This window comes from Streptomyces sp. NPDC024687, assembly GCF_055559055.1.
In genome coordinates, this window is the sequence record NZ_JBVHLJ010000004.1 from 478,263 (window position 1) to 497,516 (window position 19,254).

Below are 19,254 nucleotides of genomic sequence, written 5' to 3' on the forward strand. Positions count from 1 at the left end.
GCATGCCGGGCGGAGCGGGCCCGTGTGGGGGACGTTCAGGCGGGCGGCCGTCCCGAGCTCTCCCGGATCACCAGTTCCGGCGCGGACACCGGGTGCGGGGTGATCGGCGCGGACTCCTCCAGTGCCGCGTGCAGCAGGGCGAACGCGGACCGGCCCAGGCCCGTGAAGTCCAGGCGCACGGTCGTCAGGGACGGCGTCAGATAGGCGGAGTGCGGGGCGTCGTCGAACCCCGCCACGCTGACCTCGCCCGGCACCGGGCGGCCCGCCTCGTGCAGAGCGCGCAGCACGCCGAGCGCCAGGTCGTCGTTGCCGCACAGGATCGCCGTGACGGACGGGTCCCGGGCGAGTTCCAGGCCGGCCGCATGACCTCCGGCGGGGCCCCAACTGCCCTGCACCGGACGGGGTTCCGGAGCACCGGCCTCCTTCAGGGCCTGCCGCCAGCCACCGGTACGGGCGCTGGTGCGCCGGGTGCCGGAGGGGATGGCGACGTAGTGCACGGTCTCGTGACCCAGGGACAGCAGATGCCGGGTCACCTCGTAGGCGGCCTCGCGGTCGTCGGTCCACACCCACGGCCGGTTGTCGGTGGGCGCGCTCGCCGGGGTCTCGACCACGCCGACGACCGGCAGCCCGGCCGGGACCGCCTCCAGGGCCCGGACGCCGGCCGGATCGTAGGCGATCACGATCAGTCCGCCGCCCAGGTCCGCGGCCCGCTGCACCTCTGCGACGACGGCGGCCTCGTCGGCCGATTCGAGGACGCCCACGCCCACCGAGTAGGTGGCCGCGCGGGCCGCCTCCTCGACGCCCTGGAGGATCGAGGCGTAGCCGTAGTGGGTGGTGTCGGCGGTGAGCACGGTCACGGCCCTGCTGCGGCCCCTGGCCAGGGCGAGCGCGGTGGCGTTGCGCCGGAAACCCAGCTCGTCGATGGCGGCGAGGACCCGGTCCCGCGTCGACTGCCGCACGCTCGGGTGACCGTTGATCACCCGGGAGACGGTCTGGTAGGAGACCCCGGCGGCCGCGGCGACATCCCGGATGCTCGCGGAACTGCTCGTGTGACCGGTCACATTCATTCGGGGATTCTTTCTGGCACCAGACGCGGCGTCAAGCTCGCAGAACGGGTCTGGGGACACTGTAGAACGAGCCCGACGAGCCCGACGGCACAGTGTCATGGCCGCCGGGCCGCCGGGCCGCCGGGCCGCCGGGCCGCCGGGCCGCCGGGCCGCCGGGCCGCCGGGCCGCCGGGCCGCCGGGCCGCCGGGCCGGCAGCCCGGCGGCCCGGCGGTGGCGCCGCGACGGGCTCGCGGTGGCGCCACCGCGTCAGTGGGGCCGGTACGCCCTCGGCAGAGGCATGCCGCGCTCGGCCATGATCTGCCGTACGCGGTTCGGATAGTCGGTGATGACGCCGTCGACGCCCATGTCCATGAGCGCCTCCACGGTGGCCGGGTCGTCGCAGGTCCACGGAACGACCTTCAGGCCCCGGGCATGGGCCTCCTCGACCATCGTGCGGTCGGCGTAGAAGCGGAAGTCGGGGTCGCCGACCTTGCCGCTCTGCGGGAAGCCGTAGTTGGGGGAGAGGGTTTTGACGCCGGGGATCGTGGCGGCCGCCCTGACGAAGTCGCCGCCGTAGTCGTCGGCGTCGATCCCGCCGAGCCAGGGGGACGCGCCGGGCTTGCCGACCTGGAGGAAGTCGTAGTTGGTGAGCGCCACCAGCGGCCACTTCGGGGCCAGCTCGTGCATCGCCCTGAGCGCGCCCCAGTCGAAGGACTGGACGGTGACCTGCCTCTCGATGCCCGAGCGGTGGATCTCCTCGTACACGCGCCGCACGAACACCCCACGCGGCGCGGTCTGTTCGGGTGCACCGGCCTCGACCTTCGTCTCGATGTTGAGCTTGACCCGCTTGGCGCGGTAGCTCTTGACCAGGTTCAGCACGTCCTTCAGCTCGACCATCCGGAAGCCCTTGACGACCTCCTGCTCCGGGAAGCCGGGCAGCTGCTGGTATCCGCAGTCCAGGCTCTTGATCTGAGCCAGCGTCAGATCCTTGATGTACTTGCCGACATACGGGTACATCGGGTCACCGGCCGCCACCGGCCCCGTGTCACGGCACTTGACCGCGCTGATCTGGCGGTCGTGGTTGACGACGACCTTGCGGTCCTTGGTGACATGGGTGTCCAGCTCCAGGGTGGACACCCCGAGGCGCATCGCCTTCCCGAAGCCCTCCAGGGACTCCTCGGTCGTCATGCCGAGGCCGCCGCGGTGGGCCTGCAGGTCGAAGTGCGGCTTGGGCGGCGGGAGTTGGTGGCCGCCGTGCGCCGTCGCGGGGGTGGCGGCCGGCAGTGCGAGCACCGGCACCAGCGCCAGGCCGGCGAGGACATGTCTTGTGGACATCGACACCTCACTCGTGTGGGTCGGGACGTACACAGACGCTAGTGAGGTCGTGGACCGGTTCAAGTGCTCGGACGTGATCCCACTGTGAATGTCCGAGGAACGACGTTCCTGTCGGGGTCCGGGGCCAGGCGGACAGATCTCCTTCTCGTGGAGTGGCCGACGAGTTCCTCGCCGCGGTGGCCCGGGCGCGCAATGGGTACGACCTCGACGTGGCCGCTGCCGCCGTTCGGCCGACTCGAGGACGCGTCGGCCGGAGATCACCGACCGGCCCCGGAACACACCGCCCCCGCGGTCAGGGCGTGGGGATGCCTGCCGGGCGGGCCGGACGGCCGAGGCGGACCGGGACGCCCGGGGAGTACAGGACGCTGACCGGGGGGTCGGTCGGGGCGGGCAGACCGGCCGCGGTGACGAGGTCCTGCTCGCAGGTGAGGAGCTCGGCGCGGTACAGGGGCCAGCGCGGATGGTCGTTGGGCAGGTAGGCCAGCGACTCGGATCCGCCGAAGAAGGCGTTGTGCATGCCCCAGCGGGCCGTGAGGAAGTGCTCCAGACCGGTGGGCTCCTCGATGCGTTCGCCGGTCCGTACCGTGATCAGGCTGCGGGCGCCGCGCGGGCCGGGCCAGCGGCGCGAGCTGGTGTAGGTGACGGTGTCAGCGGCCGTGCGGACGCTCATCCGGGACCAGAGATACGGCAGCCGGAAGCCGACGCGTCCCATCACCACCGGGATCAGCCGGGAGGCGTCCATCGAGCGGAACACCACGCCACGCCGCCCGTGTCCGCCCACCGAGTACAGGCGCACGTTCGTCTCCGGGAACGTCCCGAGATACGGCACCCCCGGCAGCCCCAGCCAGCCGACCCGGTGCATCCGGAACGCGACCAGCCCGACGTAGGTGAGCCCGTCGTGGGTGTCGGGGACCGTGCCGCGCGGCAACAGCCCGGCCACGACGCCCGGCTCGACGGCCCAGTGGATGAAGGCGAGGTCGAGCCACTGCTGGGTGAGAAGCGGGACCCGTACGAGGGAGGGGGCGTCCGGGGTGACGGGAGCGGGGTTCGCCACGGGGTCCAGGGTGGCAGAGAACCGCCGCATCCGGCCGGGCGGGGGTGACTCGGGAGGAAGAGACGGCAGCTCGGACGAAGGGACGGCGTCCGCCGAGCCGTGCGGCCCGGCGGACGCCGTCCCTCCCGTCACCTCGGCGTCAGTTGCGGCGACCGGCCGGATCCTGCACCGCGGTGTCGCGGTCATCGCCGGAGACCGGTGCGGGCGCGGTCGCTGGCTGCTTCGCCCGGTCCGCGTGCCCCGGCCACCAGGCCGCGTGGCCGATCAGGGCGGTGAGGCTGGGCGTGAAGAACATCGCCATGACGAAGGCGGCGACGGCGATGCCGAAGGAGACCGCGAAGCCCATCTCCGTGAGCAGTGCGTTGCCCGCCAGCATCATCGTGGCGAAGGTCGCCGCCAGGATGAAGCCCGCCGCGGCCACCGTGGGACCGGCGTGCCGCAGCGCCATACCGGCTGCCTCACGTGGTTCGCGGCCCTCGCGGGCCTCCTCCCGCAGCCGGGCGATCATGAGGATGTTGTAGTCCGTGCCGATGGCGACCACGAAGAGATACATGATCACCGGCAGCATGAACATCAGACCCGAGTGTCCCTGGCCCTCCTGGAAGATCCAGACCGTGGCACCGAGCGTCGCGCCGAAGCCGAGGCCCACCGACGCCATCAGGTACAGGGGGGCGACCACGCTGCGCAGCAGCAGCCCCAGGATGAGCATGATCAGCGCGGCGGCGACGGGGAAGACCGTCCGGTAGTCGTGGTTGACCGCCGTGTCGATGTCCTTGAAGATCGAGGACATGCCGCCCACCACGGCCTCGGTGCCCTCCGGGGCGTCGGAGTGCGCCACCTCGCGGACCCGGCCCACCGTCTCGATCGCCTTGTCCGTCGACGCCTCGTACTTGAGGGTGACCGTGAAGTCGATGGTCGTGCCGTCCTTGTTCAACTGCGACAGGCGAGCGTTCGCCACGCCGTCCACGGCCCCGAGCTTCTTCACGTACCCGTCGAAGACCGTCGTGTCGATCGGCTTGCCGTCGGTGCTGGACAGATAGACGTCGGTCGGCGCGGCGGCACCCGCCGAGTACGCCTTCTGCATCTCGTCCTGGACGACCATCGACTCCTTGGTCTTGGGCATGGAGCCGGACGCCAGGTCGAACGTGGCGTTGTAGCCGAACGTCCCGAGCGACAGCGCGACCAGGATGAGCCCGGAGAGCCCGGCGGTGAGCGCCGGACGGTTCCGTACGCCTCGGCCCAGGGCGGCGAACCGGGCGTTCTCCGGCTCGCGTTGCCAGGACTTGGACGGCCAGAACACCTTCGGGCCGATGAGGGAGACGACGGCCGGGATCAGCGTCAGGCCCGCGATCAGGGTGACGGTGACCGCGATCGCGAGCGCCGGACCCATCTGCTTGAGGAAGCCCAGCGTCGACAGGACCAGCGCGAGGAAGGCGATGATGACCGCTCCGGCGGCGGAGGCGATGGCCTCGCCGACCCGGTCGACGGCGTTGATCATGGCCTGCTTCGGTTCGTCGCCGAGTCGCAGACGTTCTCGGTAGCGGAACATCAGGAACAGGAAGTAGTCGGTGCCCACGCCGAAGAGCACCACGATCAGGATCGACGAGATCGAGCTGTTGGCCTGGAGGTCGAACAGCTTGGTGGCGTACGCGATCAGCCCGTTCGCGATCGCCGACACCAACCCGATCGTGATCAGGGGCAGGAAGGCCAGGATCGGTGCCCGGAAGATGATCAGCAGCGTCACCAGGATGATGAGGAAGGTGCCGATACCGATCAGCGCCTCACCACGCTTGGACGAGTCCTGCTGGTCGAGGGCCTGGGCGGCGGAGCCGCCGAGCTTGACGTCGAGATTGGTGCCCTTGGCCAGTTGTTTGACGTCGTCGCGCAACACCTTGGCCGCGTCGGCCTGCTTCGGCTGGCCGGCGTTCTTGCTGTCCATCTGGACCAGGGTCAGGGCGTACCTGCCGTCGGAGGACGGCTGGCCGGGGATCACCTTCTGCACCTGGTCGATCTTCTTCTTGCCCAGCTCGGAGGTGATCCGGGCGACGTCCTTCTGGTCGGCGGCGGTCAGCTTGCCGCCGTCGGTGCGCTTGTACAGCGCGATCGCGGACGGGGTGAAGGCGCTGGGGAACGCCTTCTCCTGAAGTTCCGCCGCTTTGATGGACTCATAACTTCTGGGGAGAAAACTGCTCTCGTCACTGTTCGAGGGCAGGCTCGGAGCGGTGGCCACGATCGCCACAGCAGCGATCAACCACGCAACGATCGTCCAGACGGGATGTCGGACGACAGCGTTGCCAATACTTCGGAACATGCGGAAGGTCCTCCTGGGAAGGAAGATCACCGCAGCCCGGGGAGCGGACCCTGGCATCGGCGACCCCCGGCCGGTCCCTCAGGGTCCCCCCGTTGGACCGGCCGGAATGGTTGTCTTGAGCTCTCATCGTAGAGATCAAGGATCGAGATCGCTTGACCGGGAGTCAGGTTGAACCGGCCGATGTGTCGGCCAGGCGGGGGACCGGGACCGCGGCGCCCTCGATGGCCTGCCTGAACCGCATCCTGCGCGCCTCTTGCGCGCCGAACGGGACCATCAGGTGGGGTGCTCGGCGCCGGCGGGTGCCCGCGGCCGGATCCGGTCCGTCCGGTCCGTCCGTCATCCATGCGCATGCCGCTGTGCTTCTCGTCACCCGGACCCCTCTATATTTACTAGGACGTCCTACTATTTTCTCAGCCCGTGTTCTTCCGATGTGCTCCGGGAAGGCTCCGCCATGAGCGATCTGCATCGCCCCGTCCACCCCGTCCGCCTGGTCACCGCCTCGGCGCTGTTCGACGGGCACGACGCCTCGATCAACATCATGCGACGGATCTTCCAGTCGCAGGGCGCCGAAGTCATCCACCTCGGGCACAACCGATCCGTGCGCGAGGTCGTGGACGCGGCTCTCGAAGAGGACGCGCACGGCGTGGCGGTCTCGTCCTATCAGGGCGGACATGTCGAGTACTTCGAGTACCTGGTGGCCTCGCTCCGCAAGCAGGGCGCGGAACACATCCGGGTGGTGGGCGGCGGTGGCGGGGTGATCGTGCCGGAGGAGATCGCCCGGCTCCGGGAGAGCGGGGTGACGATCTTCTCGCCCGAGGACGGGCAGCGACTCGGGCTCGCGGGAATGGTGAACACGGTCGTCAAGGACTGCGACTTCGACCTCTGGGACGGCAAGCCGGCCGACCTCACCGCGGTCCTGACCGGCGACCGCTTCGCCATCGCCCGCGCTCTCACCGGCGCCGAACTCGGCAAGCTGTCCGAGGAGTTCCGGCAGGAGCTACGGGCTACGGCGGCGACGCGGCGGGTGCCGGTGCTCGGAATCACCGGCACCGGCGGTTCGGGGAAGTCGTCGCTGACCGACGAACTGGTGCGCCGGTTCCGTGTCGACCAGCGCGACACCCTGCGCATCGCGGTGATCGCGGTCGACCCGACCCGGCGCAGAGGCGGCGGAGCACTGCTCGGCGACCGGATCCGGATGAACTCCCTCGACGGCGACCGGGTGTTCTTCCGCAGCCTCGCCACCCGCGGCAGCCGCGAGCTGCCCGAGCACCTCTCCGACGTGATCGACGTCGTGAAGGCCGCCGGGTTCGACCTGGTGATCGTGGAGACGCCGGGCATCGGCCAGGGCGACGCGGCGATCGTGCCGTTCGTCGACGCCTCCCTGTACGTGATGACGCCGGAGTTCGGTGCGGCCTCGCAGCTGGAGAAGATCGACATGCTCGACTTCGCCGACGTCGTGGCGATCAACAAGTTCGAGCGGCGCGGCGCCAAGGACGCCCTGCGGGACGTGGGTCGCCAACTGGTCCGCAACCGTGAGGCGTTCGGCCGGCGGCCCGAGGACATGCCGGTCTACGGCACCTCCGCGGCCACCTTCAACGACGACGGCGTCACCGCTCTCCACCAGCACCTCACGGCCGTTCTCGCGGAGAAGGGACTGCCGCTGCCCGAGGGCTCCTTGCCGCGGGTCGACGTACGCCACTCCTCCGGTATCCGGCAGGTGGTTCCACCGGACCGGGTGCGCTATCTCGCCGAGATCACCGAGGCCGTCCGGGCCTACCACGCCGACACCGAGCGGCTGGCCGAGGCGGCCCGGCGGGTGCAGCGCCTGGAGCTGGTCGGGGCCGAGCTCACCGACGCCGGCTCCGATGCCGCGAACGTGCACGCGCTGCTCGACGACGCCCGCACCCGCCTCCCGCATGACATCGTCCGGCAGATCGAGAACTGGCCCGCCGTCATCGCCTCCTACTCCGGCGACGAGCAGGTCGTGAAGGTCCGCGACCGTGAGATCCGCACCAAGCTGACCCGCGAGTCCCTGTCGGGCAACAAGATCTCCCGCGTCGCCCTGCCCCGTTTCACCGACCACGGCGAGCTGGTGCGGTTCTGGCGGAACGAGAACCTGCCGGGTCACTTCCCCTTCACGGCAGGGGTGTTCCCCTTCAAGCGCGACGGCGAGGACCCGGCGCGCATGTTCGCCGGCGAGGGCGACCCGTTCCGCACCAACCGTCGCTTCAAGCTCCTGTCGCAGGGCCAGCCGGCGACCCGCCTGTCCACTGCCTTCGACTCGGTGACTCTCTACGGCCGTGACCCCGACGAGCGCCCCGACATCTACGGCAAGGTCGGCACCTCCGGCGTCTCGGTGGCCACCCTGGAGGACATGAAGGCGCTCTACGACGGCTTCGATCTGGTGGCGCCCACGACCTCGGTCTCCATGACGATCAACGGTCCCGCGCCGGCGGTCCTGGCGTTCTTCCTCAACACCGCGGTCGACCAGCAGATCGAGCGGTTCCGCGCCGAGGAGGGCCGCGACCCCTCACCCGACGAGGCGGCCGAGCTGCGCGCACACGCGCTGGCGAACGTGCGCGGCACCGTGCAGGCCGACATCCTCAAGGAGGACCAGGGCCAGAACACCTGCCTGTTCTCCACCGAGTTCAGCCTGCGGATGATGGCCGACATCCAGGAGTGGTTCATCGCCCACCAGGTCCGCAACTTCTACTCGGTGTCCATCTCCGGCTACCACATCGCCGAAGCCGGCGCGAACCCCATCAGTCAGCTCGCCTTCACCCTCGCCAACGGCTTCACCTACGTCGAGGCGTACCTCGCGCGCGGCATGCGCGTCGACGACTTCGCCCCCAACCTGTCGTTCTTCTTCTCCAACGGCATGGACCCCGAGTACTCGGTCCTCGGCCGGGTTGCCCGTCGTATCTGGGCGGTGGCGATGAAGGAGAAGTACGGCGCGGGGGAGCGCAGCCAGAAGCTGAAGTACCACGTCCAGACCTCCGGGCGCTCCCTGCACGCGCAGGAGATGGACTTCAACGACATCCGCACCACGCTCCAGGCCCTGATCGCCATCTACGACAACTGCAACAGCCTGCACACCAACGCCTACGACGAGGCCGTCACCACCCCCACCGAGGAGTCCGTACGCCGGGCCCTGGCCATCCAGTTGATCATCAACCGGGAGTGGGGCCTGGCGATGAACGAGAACCCGCTCCAGGGGTCGTTCATCATCGACGAACTCACCGACCTGGTCGAGGAGGCCGTGCTCCAGGAGTTCGAGCGGATCAACGAACGCGGCGGTGTGCTAGGCGCGATGGAGACCGGCTACCAGCGCGGCCGCATCCAGGACGAGTCGATGCTCTACGAACAGCGCAAGCACGACGGCTCCCTGCCCCTGGTCGGCGTCAACACCTTCCGCAACCCCCACGCCGACACCGCCCAGCCCGGCGTCGTCGAACTCGCCCGGGCCACCGAGGAGGAGAAGCAGTCCCAGCTGGCACGCGTACGTGACTTCCACGCCCGCCACCACGAGGAGGCCCGGGCCGCCCTGGACGCCCTCAAGGACGCGGCGGTACGCGGCGAGAACGTCTTCGCCGTCCTCATGGACGCCACCCGCGTCTGCTCCCTCCAGCAGATCACGGAGGCCTTCTTCGAGGTGGGTGGCCAGTACCGCCGCAACGTCTGAGGACGACCGTCATGGGAGGGCTGGGAGCAGCGCCGGCCCGCCCCGGCCACCCTGAGTCGGGGGCACGGGAGTTCATGGGGCGGCGGATGCAACTCCTTGCCGCCGACCCCGAAGTGTGACTCACTCGCCGAGCGCCTCCTGTTCGCTCCCGTCCGGTGCCCGATGGCGCCGGAACCCCGGGAAGAACAGGAGGAGGGCGAGTGCCGCCACGACGGTCAGGACGCCGCCGCCCATGACGGTCCAGGTGACACCGAGGGCGGCGCCGACCGTGCCGTGCAGGAGGTCGCCCAGCCGTGGTCCTCCGACCGCCACCACCGTGTCGATCCCCTGGAGCCGGCCGCGCATCCCGTCGGGAACGGCCGTCTGCAGCACCGTCTTCCGGAACACGCCCAGGGCGAGGAGCGCACCGCCGGCCGGCAGCAGCCACACCACCGCGGCGGGCAGCGAGTGGGCCGACCCGAACCCCGCCACCGCCAGGCCCCACAGCCCGACCGACACCGCCACCGCCACACCGTGGCGGTGAACGCGCGCGAAGGCCCCGGAGAACAACCCCGCCAGCACACCCCCGGCCGAGACGGCGGCGTACAACACCCCGATGTCCGACGGATGGAAGGTCTCCGCCGCCAGTTGCGGGAACAGCGCCGTGGGCAGACCGAGGGTCAGGGCGGCGAAGTCGCAGAGATAGACCGTCCGTAGTACCTGACGTTTCGTCACGAACCGTGCCCCGTCCGCTATCTGCCGCAGAACCGCGCCCTGTTGTCGCTCACCGCCGCCGACCGGGGGTAGAGCCGGCAGCCGCCACACCGCCCATACCGTCGCGCAGACGGCGACGGCGTCCGCCAGGTACAGCGTCCGGCTCCCCACGACCGGGAGCAGGCCGCCGGCCAGCAGCGGTCCGGCGATCCCGGCCGACAGGAAGGCCATCGACTGCAGCGCGTTGGCGGCGGGAAGCAGCCCGGGCCGCACCAGACGCGGTGTCACGGCCCTGCTCACCGTGGAGTGGGCACCGAACAGGGCCTGTTGGGCACCGACCAGCACGAGCAGTACAGCGACCGACCGCAGATTCGCCCACGCCTGCGCCCACAGCAGCAACGACGTCACCCCGACGCCGATCGTGGTCGTCAGCAGCACGCGCCGCCGGTCGCGTACGTCGGCGAGCGCCCCTGCCCACAGTGCCGCCGCGGCCATCGGGGCGAGGCCCACCAGACCGGCCAGACCCACCCAGGCCGACGAACCGGAGACCTCGTAGATCTGCAACGGCACGACAACCGCGGTCAGTTGAGCCCCGAGGGCGGTCACGATCCCCGCCACCCACAACCGCCGGAACGCGCCCGTCCGCAGCGGCCCGACGTCGACCAGCAGCCGTCTGCTCCGCACCATGCAGCGATGCTGCGGGCTCCCCTTGGGGCAAGGTCAACCAACGCGGACGAGCACGTGGTCGGCCAGTTCCCGGGGGGTCGACTCGCCGTCGAGGAACACCGTGTCGCCGGGCAGGGTGTCGACCGCAGCCGTACAGGCCTCGATGCGGGCCTTGCACCATGCCCGCACCCGCTCCTCCCTGGCCGGGTCGTCGGGGAAGAAGCTCCGGGCGTCGATCCGCCGAGCCAGGACGTCGGGCGCGACCTTGAGGAAGAAGTGGTGGACGACGACGTCCGCGTCCTTCAGAGCGCCGAAGACCTCGTCCAGATAGGCCGGGTTCACCAGTGTCATGGGGACCAGGACCGGGCGTCGGTACTCCTGGACCAGGCCGACGGCCAGGTGGGCGACCTGCCGCCGCTACAGCGGGAGGTCCTGGAAGTCACCGGTCGGCACGTCCACGATCTCGCGCAGCACATAGCCGACCATCTCCGGGTCGAAGACCAGCGCCTCGGGCCACCGTGCCCGCAGTTCCTCCACGAGCGTCGTCTTGCCGCTGCCGAACGCCCCGTTCACCCACACGATCACAGCCGAACCCCCGGTCCTCGCGTACAGCACACCTGGTCGGATCATGCACGAAGATCCGCCCCCCACTCACCCCCGCGGTGACGCGGTGCTCGACCTCACCACCAGGCGGGTCGGGACGAGGTCGGTGCCGGGCTGTCCGGTTCCGCCCGCGCGGATCTGCTGAAGCACCTTCTGGACGCAGCGATGGCCCACCTCCGCGAAGTCCTGGTGGACGGTGGTGAGCGGCGGCACGAAGAACGCCGCGTCGGGGATGTCGTCGAAACCGACCACGCTGACGTCGTACGGCACGGACAGCCCCCGTTCGTGGAAGGCGCGCAGCAGGCCCAGCGCCATCTGGTCGTTGGCGGCGAACACCGCCGTGCAGTCCGGCGGTTCGGCGAGCACCAGCCCGGCGGCGTAACCGGACTCGGCCGACCAGTCCCCGTACAGCGCGGGCGGCACCGGCCGCCCGGCCTCCCGCAGCACCGCACGCCAGGCCTGGGCCCGGCGCTGCCCCGCGAAGGACTCCTGGGGGCCGGTCACGTGCCACACGGTGTGATGGCCCAGGTCGAGCAGATGCTGTACAGCCTGCCGCGCGCCGTCGGCCTGGTCGGTGTCGACCACGCTGTAGCGGTCGCCGGCGTCGGAGTCCACCACGACGACATGCACCCCGGGTGGCAGCTGCACCGTCCCGGTGTCGAGGAGATGGATCTCCATGATGACGATGACCGCGTCGACGGCCAGCTCGCCCATGCGCGTGAAGGCGCCCAGGACGTTGTCCTGCGTCGGGACGTCGATGGGGATCAGGGTGATCGCGTACCCCTCGGCCGCCGCGTGGGTGGCGATCGCCTCTACCGTCCGGCTGTTGCCCGTGGAGGACAGGCTGAACAGGATCACGCCGATGGTGTTGAACTGGCCGTACCGCAGCGCCCGCGCGGCACTGTTGGGCCGGTACCCCAGTTCCCGCATCGCCGCCAGCACCTGCTCGCGCGTGGAGTCGATCACCCCGGGCTGACCGTTGGCGACCCGCGAAACGGTCTGCGAGGAGACGCCCGCGAGCTTGGCCACGTCGGCCATGGACACGCGCTGCTTGCGCCGGCCTCCGGGGACACCGGAACCGCCCCGCTCCACCACTGCTGCCTCCTTCGTCCGCACACGAACGTGTTGCGTGTCGCACCGGATGTTACGTGTGGGAAACCTTGACGGTCGCCGAGGCGGATGCCACGATTCCGGCGCCGTCATGTTTACGTAAACATGCTGTCATTCCGAAAGGGTTTGGTCGATGCGCAAGACCCCCGTCAGCACCCGTCGCGCCCCGAGGCTGCGCTCCTCCCTCGTCGCCCTCGCGATCGCCGCGGTCAGCGGCGCCACCCTCACCGGCAGCCCCGCCTCCGCCGCCGCGCCGACCACCGACACGACCCAGTTCAAGGGCGTCAACTGGGCTGACCCGCGCGACAACTTCGCCGACGACGAGCTCCAGCTGTCGGGACTGTCGACCACCGACACCTACGCCCAGACGTACACCAAGGCGAGCCGCATCATCTCGGCGTTCCGCGCGAACCTCGGCGCCAACACCGTCCGGTTGCCGATCAACCCGTACACCGTCAACGGCTCCTACTGGAAGTCGTACCGGGGCGTCATAGACGCAGCGACCGCCCAGGGCTTCAAGGTCATCGTGTCCTACTGGGAGGGCACGGGCGACCGCAAGGACGGCTTCATCGACGACGAGGCCACCTACTGGCCGATGTGGAACACCGTTGTCAAGGCCTACAAGAACAACTCCCGGGTCTACTTCGAGCCGATGAACGAACCGCACGGCTACACGGACACCCAGTGGGCCGACATCGCCGCGAAGTGGCTGAACACCTACAAGTCGGTGCCGCGCAACCGCGTCTTCGTCAGCGGCGCCGGCTACAACGATCACGTCACCACGGTCTGTGCCGACCCGCGCCTGAAGGGCACCTACCTGTCGCTGCACCACTACGGCTTCTGGAAGTCGTACGCCACCTACGACGAGTGGGTGGCCGACCTGAAGGTCCGCATCGGCGACTGCGCGAACCGGACCGTGGCGGACGAGTTCGGCGCGCCGATGACGACCGGTCTGAACTACAACGTGAAGACCCCGGACGACAACTTCGTCAACTTCATCCAGGCCGTCACCGACACCTTCCGCGAGCTGAAGATGGGTTCGGTGTACTGGCCGGGCCTGCGCACCGACGACATCTACTCGGTGCAGAAGCTCGTCGGGCCGCCCAGCAAGCCGTGGCTGGAGACCACCAACCAGTCGGGCGCCGACCGCCTCGCCTGGGCCTGGGGCCGCGGCAAGCCCGTCAAGGGCTGACCCGTTCCCCGGCGGCCGCGGTGCCTTCCGGTACCGCGGCTGGCCGTTGTCCACGGCGGCCGTTCGGACATGGCCGACTCGCGCCCTTTCCACGCCCTCCCGCACTGCCCAGACTCCTGGACAGGGACACCGGGGGGAGGCCGCCGTGGCCAGGCGTCGACGGGGTACGGCCGCTCGCAGGCAGCGGGCGCTGAGGATCAAGTGGGCCGCGGGGGGCGGCGCGGTGGCGCTGGTCCTCCTGGTGGTGTTCTGGGCGAGCGTGTGGCCGTATCTGTTGGGTTTCCTGCTGGTCGGTGTCGCCGGGGCGATCGGGTGGTGGCTGTGGCGGACGGACCGGCTGCTGCGCGGCCGGGACCGCCGCTGGCGTCAGGAGGACGCGGTGGAGGCGGGCCGCCGGACTCTCGCCGAGGTGGACGTCATGACGGGCACCGAGTTCGAGGAACTGGTCGCGGGGCTGTGCCGACGGGACGGGTGCACCGAGGTCCGCCGGGTGGGCGGCGCGGGCGACAACGGCGCCGATGTTCTCGGGCGGCTGCCGGACGGCCGCACGATGGTCGTCCAGTGCAAGCGGTACGCACCGAGCAGGGCGATCCCGAACCGCGAGCTGCGTGATCTGCTGGGTGCCCGGGTGCACTTCCGCGCCGACGTGGCCGTGTTCGTGACGACCTCCCGCTTCACCGGCCCCTCCGAGAGGTTCGCGGTGGAGCACGACATCCTCGCCGTGCACCGCGACCTCCTCGGCCTGTGGAACAACGGGGCCTCCCTCGTGTCGCTGGGCCCGGTGAACGGCCGTGGCCAGGGCGACGCCCGGCATCGGGCCCGCTGGAAGAAGGCGTACGGCGGCTAGGGGACCCGTCCCAGGGAGACGTAGGTCACATCTGAGCCTGTCACAATCCGCCGGTCCATTCGGTCATAGGTGTGTAGCCATCGACAACGGCAGAAGGAGCACACCATGGAAGCCCGACTCGACGTCTTCGCCAGCCCGCTCGCCGGCAAGCTGCTGAAGCACTTCGCCTCCGCGGGCAAGGTGGTCACGGACTCGGGACTGCCGATGACGACCCAGGAACTGGTGAAGATCCGCGCGAGCCAGATCAACGGCTGCGGGTTCTGCCTCGACATGCACACCAAGGAGGCCGCCGCCGCGGGCGAGACCGCGCAGCGTCTCCACATGGTCGCCGCGTGGCGTGAGGCCAAGGTCTTCACCGAGGCCGAGCGGGCCGCGCTGGAGCTGGCGGAGCACGGCACCCGCCTCGCCGACGGGACCGGCGTCTCGGACGAGGTCTGGGAGAACGCAGCCAAGTACTACGACGAGGACCAACTCCTCGCGCTGGTCTCCCTGATCGCCGTCATCAACGCCTTCAACCGGCTGAACGTCATGACCCAGCAGCCGGCCGGCGACTACGTGGTCGGTCAGTTCGGCTGAACCTGAGGACCTGAACCTGAGGACCTACTGAGGACCTGACGGCCGGGTGACCGGCCCGGGGGCTGCAGACCCCGGGCCCGACCTCACCACGTCAACCGGCGAGCGGGTAGTGACAGGCCACCTGACGGCCGGAGGCGTTCGCCGTGAGCCGCGGGGGTTCCACGTCGGCTTCTCCGCCGGACTGGGCACCTCACCGGTCAGCACGATGCGCTCCCGGGGCGGCCCGTCCTCCGCGAACGTCCCGTCGTCGATGTCCGGCACCGCCGACAGCAGGGCCTGCGTGTACGGATGGGCCGGATCCGAGGACAACGACTCCGTGCCGGCGAGCTCGACGATCTCACCGAGATACATGACGGCGATCCGGTCCGACACATGACGGACCACGCCGAGATCGTGCGCGATGAAGACGTACGTGAGACCGAACTCCTCCTGGAGATCGGCGAAGAGGTTCGGCACCTGCGCCTGGATCGACACATCCAGCGCGGACACCGGCTCGTCGGCCACGATCAGCTTCGGATTCGTCGCCAAGGCGCGGGCGGTACCGATCCGTTGGCGCTGACCGCCGGAGAACTCGTGCGGGTAGCGGTCCAGATGGGCCGCCGCCAGCCCTACGACGTCGGAGAGCTCCCGCACTCTGCGGCGGACCGCTGACCCGTTGCCCTACCGGTGCACCAGCAGCGGTTCGGCCACGATGTCCCCGGCGCGACGGCGGGGGTTGAGCGGGGCTGCGGGTCGGGTCCTGGAAGACCAGTTGGATGCCCGGCCGTACCGGACGCAGCCGTCGCGCGGACAACCTCGAGATGTCCTGCCCGTCGAACTCGACACGCCCGCCTGTGAGTTCGGTGAGCCGGACCAGACACCGGCCGAGCGCGGACTTGCCGCAGCCGGACTCCCCGACGACGCCGAGGGTCTCACCGCCACGCACCGCCAGGGAGACCCCGTCGACGGCACGCAGCACCTGACGACGCCTTCCGCGCACGGGGTAGTGCTTGGTGACGCCCGTGGCCCTCAGGAGGACCTCTCCGGCGGGCGGTGCGTCCGTGTCCACCGCCACGATGTCCTCTGCCGCCGCGGTGTCGCGACGCCCGGCACGCACGCTCACCGCACGCACCGAACGCCGCTCCGTCTTCCACGGAGATCCATCAGAAGGGCCCTAGACCTCCCGGTGATCGATCCCCAGCAGACTCGCCGCGGCCCCGAAATCGGCGCCGTGGTGACCCACTGCCAGTGACCAGTGGTGCCCGACCCCCGTTGCGCTCCACGCGTCCACCCACTCACCGGGGTCCCGCCCGAAGTCCACCCTGCTGGTGGTGTTGCCGATCTCCAGCAGCGGCCCGGGGACGACCGTGCCCTCGGAGGTGATGAACGACAGGCTGCCGTCGGCGTCCTGGCCGAGGCCCAGCAGGGTCACCGGGCCGTGCCGGACGTCGAACTCCACGCTGACACCCCAGCCGCGCTTGCCGTGATAGACACCGAGGCCGCGCAGCAGCGGATCGCGGGCGCTCAGCGCGAGGTGGGCGGGTCCGTCATGGCCCATCTCCACCACCCCGTCCTCGAAGTTCAGTGCCTGGATCTCCGTGAAGGAGCCCCCGGCGCCGACGCTCTGCGAGGCCAACTGAGCGAGACTGGTGCGCAGTTCGAACTCACCGGCTGCGGGCACACCCCGGGCGGTGAGCAGCGAGGCACCCAGGATCATGCCCGCGCCCAGCCGCTCGTGCTGCTCGCCGTCGAGCCCCCGGTGGTAGTACGCGAGGGTGTCGAGGCCGAAGTCCTCCACCAGCCGGTCGAGAGCCACCGACACGGTCGCGCCCCACGCGAAGTCCTCGTCGACCACGCTGTCGTCCACGGTGAAGATCCGCCGGGCGAGCTCCACCCGCTCCCGGGTCTGAGCCTCCGTCACCTTCTCCACCCGATGCCGCAGATCGTCGAACTCCAGCACCTCGACGTGCGAGCCGAACGTCGCCGACAGCAGCGTCGGATCGGTCTGCACGTCGAGCATCCCGGGATACACATGCCCCATGAGTCCGTGCCGGGCGTGCCGGAGCGCGGCCCGGACGTGCGCGGCCCGCACCCACCGCTCGATGCGCCGCCACGCCGACTCCTGCCGCAGCCAGCCCGACACCGACCGGAAGGGGATACCGGCCCGGCGGAAGACGTTGCCGACCTCCGGCACCGAGCACTGCGAGCAGTACGCCAGCCAGTCGCCGGTGTCGAAGGAGGCGTGGTCCATCCGCTCGGACGGCTGGAGGTCGACGACCAGCACCGGTGTGTGCGTGCGCTGCGCGATCGGCAGCACCATCGACGAGGTCAGATAGGTCGTCAGGAACAGCACGATCAGATCGCAGTCCACCTGCCGGAGCCGTTCGGCGGCGGCCGCGCCCTCCTGTGCGTCGGAGACGAACCCGGCGTCCGTCACCTCCGCGTCCAACTGCCCCAGCCGCTCGGCGACATAGGCCGCCGACTCCTTCAACTGGGGCAGCAGTCCGGGGAACTGCGGCCAGTACGTGCCGAGCCCGCCGGAGACCAGCCCGATCCGCGGGCGGCGCCGGGTCACGGGCGGGAGCAACTCGCCCAGACCGGCCTCCCGTTCACCGGCGTACGTCGTGGTGGATTCGGTCGTCGCCATGGTCGGCGCTCCTTCGGATTCGGTTCAGGCCTGCGCGACCTTCAGGTCCGCCGGCGCGGTGGCGGCCGCGGACGAGCGGGGAACGAGGACACGCACGATGTAGAGACCCGCGACGGCCGACAGCGCCATGCAGCCGGTGATCACCCAGAGCAGCAGGCTGGGGCTCCGGTCGAGCAGCGCGGGCGTGACGAACGCGACGCCCGCGAAGACCCCGCGCGAGACGGCGTAGGTGATCCCCTGCGTGGTGCCCCGGGTCTCCGCGGGCAGCGTCAGCTGCGACCACACCTTGTAGTTGGCCTCGCCCGCGAAGGGATAGGACAGCTGGTACAGGATGTAGAAGACCAGGAAGCCGACGATGGCGCCCAGGGTGAGCGAGGCGATGGCGAAGGCCGCGATCTGCACGACGGTGGCGACGTAGAACATCCGGTCGCGCCGCGGGCCGTCGGCGATCCGGACGAAGGCGAGCGTCAGCACCAGACCGATCGGGAGACAGGCGAGATTGATGCCGGTCGCCACGCTCTGCGAGGCACCGCTGACGGTGACCAGCAGATACGTCGTGAACTGGCCCATGGTGTTGGCGCCCAGACCCCAGGTGACGTAGAAGGCGAAGGTCGCGAGCATCGGCACCAGAGCGGCCCGGGTCCAGACGTTCTTCAGCGCGACGCCCTGCTCGGCCGGGACCTGGTCCTGCTCCGGATCCGGCCCGGTGGCCAGTTCCAGCCGGGCGCGCAGATGCCAGGTGACCAGCGCGGCGACCGCCAGATGGCCGGTGATGAGGCGGGCCCCGAGCATGCCGGTGTCCGACAGGGCGAAGCCGACGAAGACCACGACGATGATGCCCAGCATCCACATGACCTGTGTGAAGGCGATGAGCCGTCCGCGGGCGTGGTCGGGGGACGCGTCCGAGACCACGGCCAGGGACGTCGGCAGGTCGGCACCGGCCGCGAGACCGGCGAGCAGGACACCCACCAGCAGGGTGATGTCGTCGGGCGCCAGCGTGATGATGATCGCCCCGACGGCGTAACAGAGGATGTCCAGGTTGTAGAGGCGGCGGCGGCCGAAGACGTCGGCGAGACGTCCTCCGACCAGGGAGCCGACCGCGATGCAGATGGTGACGATCGCGCTGATCGCACCGGCCATCCAGACGCCCATGTCGTAGGCGTCGCGGTAGATGGCCAGGTTGACACCGATGCTGACGATGAGTGCGGCATCCAGGTAGGACGCCATGCCGGAGAGGGTCGCGACCTTCCACAGGCGCTTCTCGATGGGCGGTTCCGGCTGGTTCGGGGCAGGCGAGGTTCGGGCCATGATGCGGCTCCGTCTGGGGAGAGGGGTCCGAGCGGAGGGGGACGTCGCTGTTCTCGGCCGATGTCCAGCGACTATAGGAGGGTAAAAACGTTCCAACAAGACGTCATGCGGCCATCCGTGGAAACGACCTGACGGCCCCGCAGCTCTGGTGGAGGCCGTGGGGGTGTCCTACGGTGAAACTGACGTAAAACGTTTTTGATCCGT

At 70.0% G+C, this 19,254-nt stretch carries 13 protein-coding genes and 2 pseudogenes; 4 read left to right on the top strand and 11 right to left on the bottom strand.

What is annotated here, in order from left to right; all coding sequences use genetic code 11:
- Positions 1-35: 35 nt before the first annotated feature.
- The 4 genes from ACZ39I_RS18830 to ACZ39I_RS18845 all read right to left on the bottom strand — a co-directional run bounded on the left by ACZ39I_RS18830 (position 36) and on the right by ACZ39I_RS18845 (position 5,747).
- On the bottom strand, positions 36-1,067 hold the full coding sequence (locus ACZ39I_RS18830; protein WP_467245474.1) for a LacI family DNA-binding transcriptional regulator: 1,032 nt from the start codon (positions 1,065-1,067) through the stop codon (positions 36-38).
- A 247-nt stretch (positions 1,068-1,314) separates the two neighbouring features.
- Complete coding sequence (locus ACZ39I_RS18835) at positions 1,315-2,382, bottom strand: glycerophosphodiester phosphodiesterase family protein (RefSeq protein ID WP_467245475.1); 1,068 nt, start codon at positions 2,380-2,382, stop codon at positions 1,315-1,317.
- Between the two features lie 292 nt (positions 2,383-2,674).
- Entirely contained in the window at positions 2,675-3,436 is a 762-nt protein-coding gene (locus tag ACZ39I_RS18840; protein WP_467245476.1) for a YqjF family protein, read from the bottom strand.
- A 139-nt stretch (positions 3,437-3,575) separates the two neighbouring features.
- Positions 3,576-5,747 (bottom strand): MMPL family transporter, encoded by a 2,172-nt coding sequence (locus ACZ39I_RS18845; RefSeq protein ID WP_467245477.1) that lies wholly within the window; start codon positions 5,745-5,747, stop codon positions 3,576-3,578.
- 451 nt (positions 5,748-6,198) lie between these two features.
- On the opposite strand from ACZ39I_RS18845, the gene icmF reads away from it, so the two are divergent.
- A complete protein-coding gene (gene icmF, locus ACZ39I_RS18850) occupies positions 6,199-9,429 on the top strand; it encodes a fused isobutyryl-CoA mutase/GTPase IcmF (protein WP_467245478.1) in 3,231 nt (1,076 codons plus the stop codon).
- A 120-nt stretch (positions 9,430-9,549) separates the two neighbouring features.
- Here icmF and ACZ39I_RS18855 read toward each other — a convergent pair whose 3' ends face one another.
- From ACZ39I_RS18855 to ACZ39I_RS18865, 3 genes and pseudogenes are all read right to left on the bottom strand, one after another.
- Entirely contained in the window at positions 9,550-10,809 is a 1,260-nt protein-coding gene (locus tag ACZ39I_RS18855; protein ID WP_467245479.1) for an MFS transporter, read from the bottom strand.
- Between the two features lie 33 nt (positions 10,810-10,842).
- Positions 10,843-11,373, bottom strand: a pseudogene (locus ACZ39I_RS18860) (AAA family ATPase).
- A 66-nt stretch (positions 11,374-11,439) separates the two neighbouring features.
- Positions 11,440-12,486, bottom strand: coding sequence for a LacI family DNA-binding transcriptional regulator (locus ACZ39I_RS18865; protein ID WP_467245700.1), 1,047 nt, complete (start codon positions 12,484-12,486; stop codon positions 11,440-11,442).
- Positions 12,487-12,634: 148 nt separating this feature from the next.
- On the opposite strand from ACZ39I_RS18865, the gene ACZ39I_RS18870 reads away from it, so the two are divergent.
- From ACZ39I_RS18870 to ACZ39I_RS18880, 3 genes are all read left to right on the top strand, one after another.
- Positions 12,635-13,693: a glycoside hydrolase family 5 protein gene (locus ACZ39I_RS18870; protein WP_467245480.1), complete on the top strand. Its 1,059-nt coding sequence runs from the start codon at positions 12,635-12,637 to the stop codon at positions 13,691-13,693.
- Between the two features lie 196 nt (positions 13,694-13,889).
- Positions 13,890-14,540, top strand: coding sequence for a restriction endonuclease (locus ACZ39I_RS18875; RefSeq protein WP_467245702.1), 651 nt, complete (start codon positions 13,890-13,892; stop codon positions 14,538-14,540).
- A 105-nt stretch (positions 14,541-14,645) separates the two neighbouring features.
- Positions 14,646-15,116: a carboxymuconolactone decarboxylase family protein gene (locus tag ACZ39I_RS18880; protein WP_467245481.1), complete on the top strand. Its 471-nt coding sequence runs from the start codon at positions 14,646-14,648 to the stop codon at positions 15,114-15,116.
- A gap of 24 nt (positions 15,117-15,140) precedes the next feature.
- On the opposite strand, the gene ACZ39I_RS18885 is transcribed toward ACZ39I_RS18880, so the two are convergent.
- From ACZ39I_RS18885 to ACZ39I_RS18900, 4 genes and pseudogenes are all read right to left on the bottom strand, one after another.
- A complete protein-coding gene (locus ACZ39I_RS18885) occupies positions 15,141-15,749 on the bottom strand; it encodes an ATP-binding cassette domain-containing protein (protein ID WP_467245482.1) in 609 nt (202 codons plus the stop codon).
- 148 nt (positions 15,750-15,897) lie between these two features.
- Positions 15,898-16,227: pseudogene (locus tag ACZ39I_RS18890) on the bottom strand (ATP-binding cassette domain-containing protein); the annotation flags it as partial.
- A gap of 42 nt (positions 16,228-16,269) precedes the next feature.
- Positions 16,270-17,742 (bottom strand): arabinose isomerase, encoded by a 1,473-nt coding sequence (locus tag ACZ39I_RS18895; RefSeq protein ID WP_467245483.1) that lies wholly within the window; start codon positions 17,740-17,742, stop codon positions 16,270-16,272.
- 24 nt (positions 17,743-17,766) lie between these two features.
- On the bottom strand, positions 17,767-19,050 hold the full coding sequence (locus ACZ39I_RS18900; protein ID WP_467245484.1) for an MFS transporter: 1,284 nt from the start codon (positions 19,048-19,050) through the stop codon (positions 17,767-17,769).
- Positions 19,051-19,254: the final 204 nt, after the last annotated feature.

What these genes read in the sequence shown, in the direction of transcription:
- ACZ39I_RS18830 (WP_467245474.1), bottom strand. Translation starts at nt 1,067, where the DNA reads ATGAATGTGACCGGTCACACGAGCAGTTCCGCGAGCATCCGGGATGTC.
- ACZ39I_RS18835 (WP_467245475.1), bottom strand. Translation starts at nt 2,382, where the DNA reads ATGTCCACAAGACATGTCCTCGCCGGCCTGGCGCTGGTGCCGGTGCTC.
- ACZ39I_RS18845 (WP_467245477.1), bottom strand. Translation starts at nt 5,747, where the DNA reads ATGTTCCGAAGTATTGGCAACGCTGTCGTCCGACATCCCGTCTGGACG.
- icmF (WP_467245478.1), top strand. Translation starts at nt 6,199, where the DNA reads ATGAGCGATCTGCATCGCCCCGTCCACCCCGTCCGCCTGGTCACCGCC.
- ACZ39I_RS18855 (WP_467245479.1), bottom strand. Translation starts at nt 10,809, where the DNA reads ATGGTGCGGAGCAGACGGCTGCTGGTCGACGTCGGGCCGCTGCGGACG.
- ACZ39I_RS18870 (WP_467245480.1), top strand. Translation starts at nt 12,635, where the DNA reads ATGCGCAAGACCCCCGTCAGCACCCGTCGCGCCCCGAGGCTGCGCTCC.
- ACZ39I_RS18880 (WP_467245481.1), top strand. Translation starts at nt 14,646, where the DNA reads ATGGAAGCCCGACTCGACGTCTTCGCCAGCCCGCTCGCCGGCAAGCTG.
- ACZ39I_RS18895 (WP_467245483.1), bottom strand. Translation starts at nt 17,742, where the DNA reads ATGGCGACGACCGAATCCACCACGACGTACGCCGGTGAACGGGAGGCC.
- ACZ39I_RS18900 (WP_467245484.1), bottom strand. Translation starts at nt 19,050, where the DNA reads ATGGCCCGAACCTCGCCTGCCCCGAACCAGCCGGAACCGCCCATCGAG.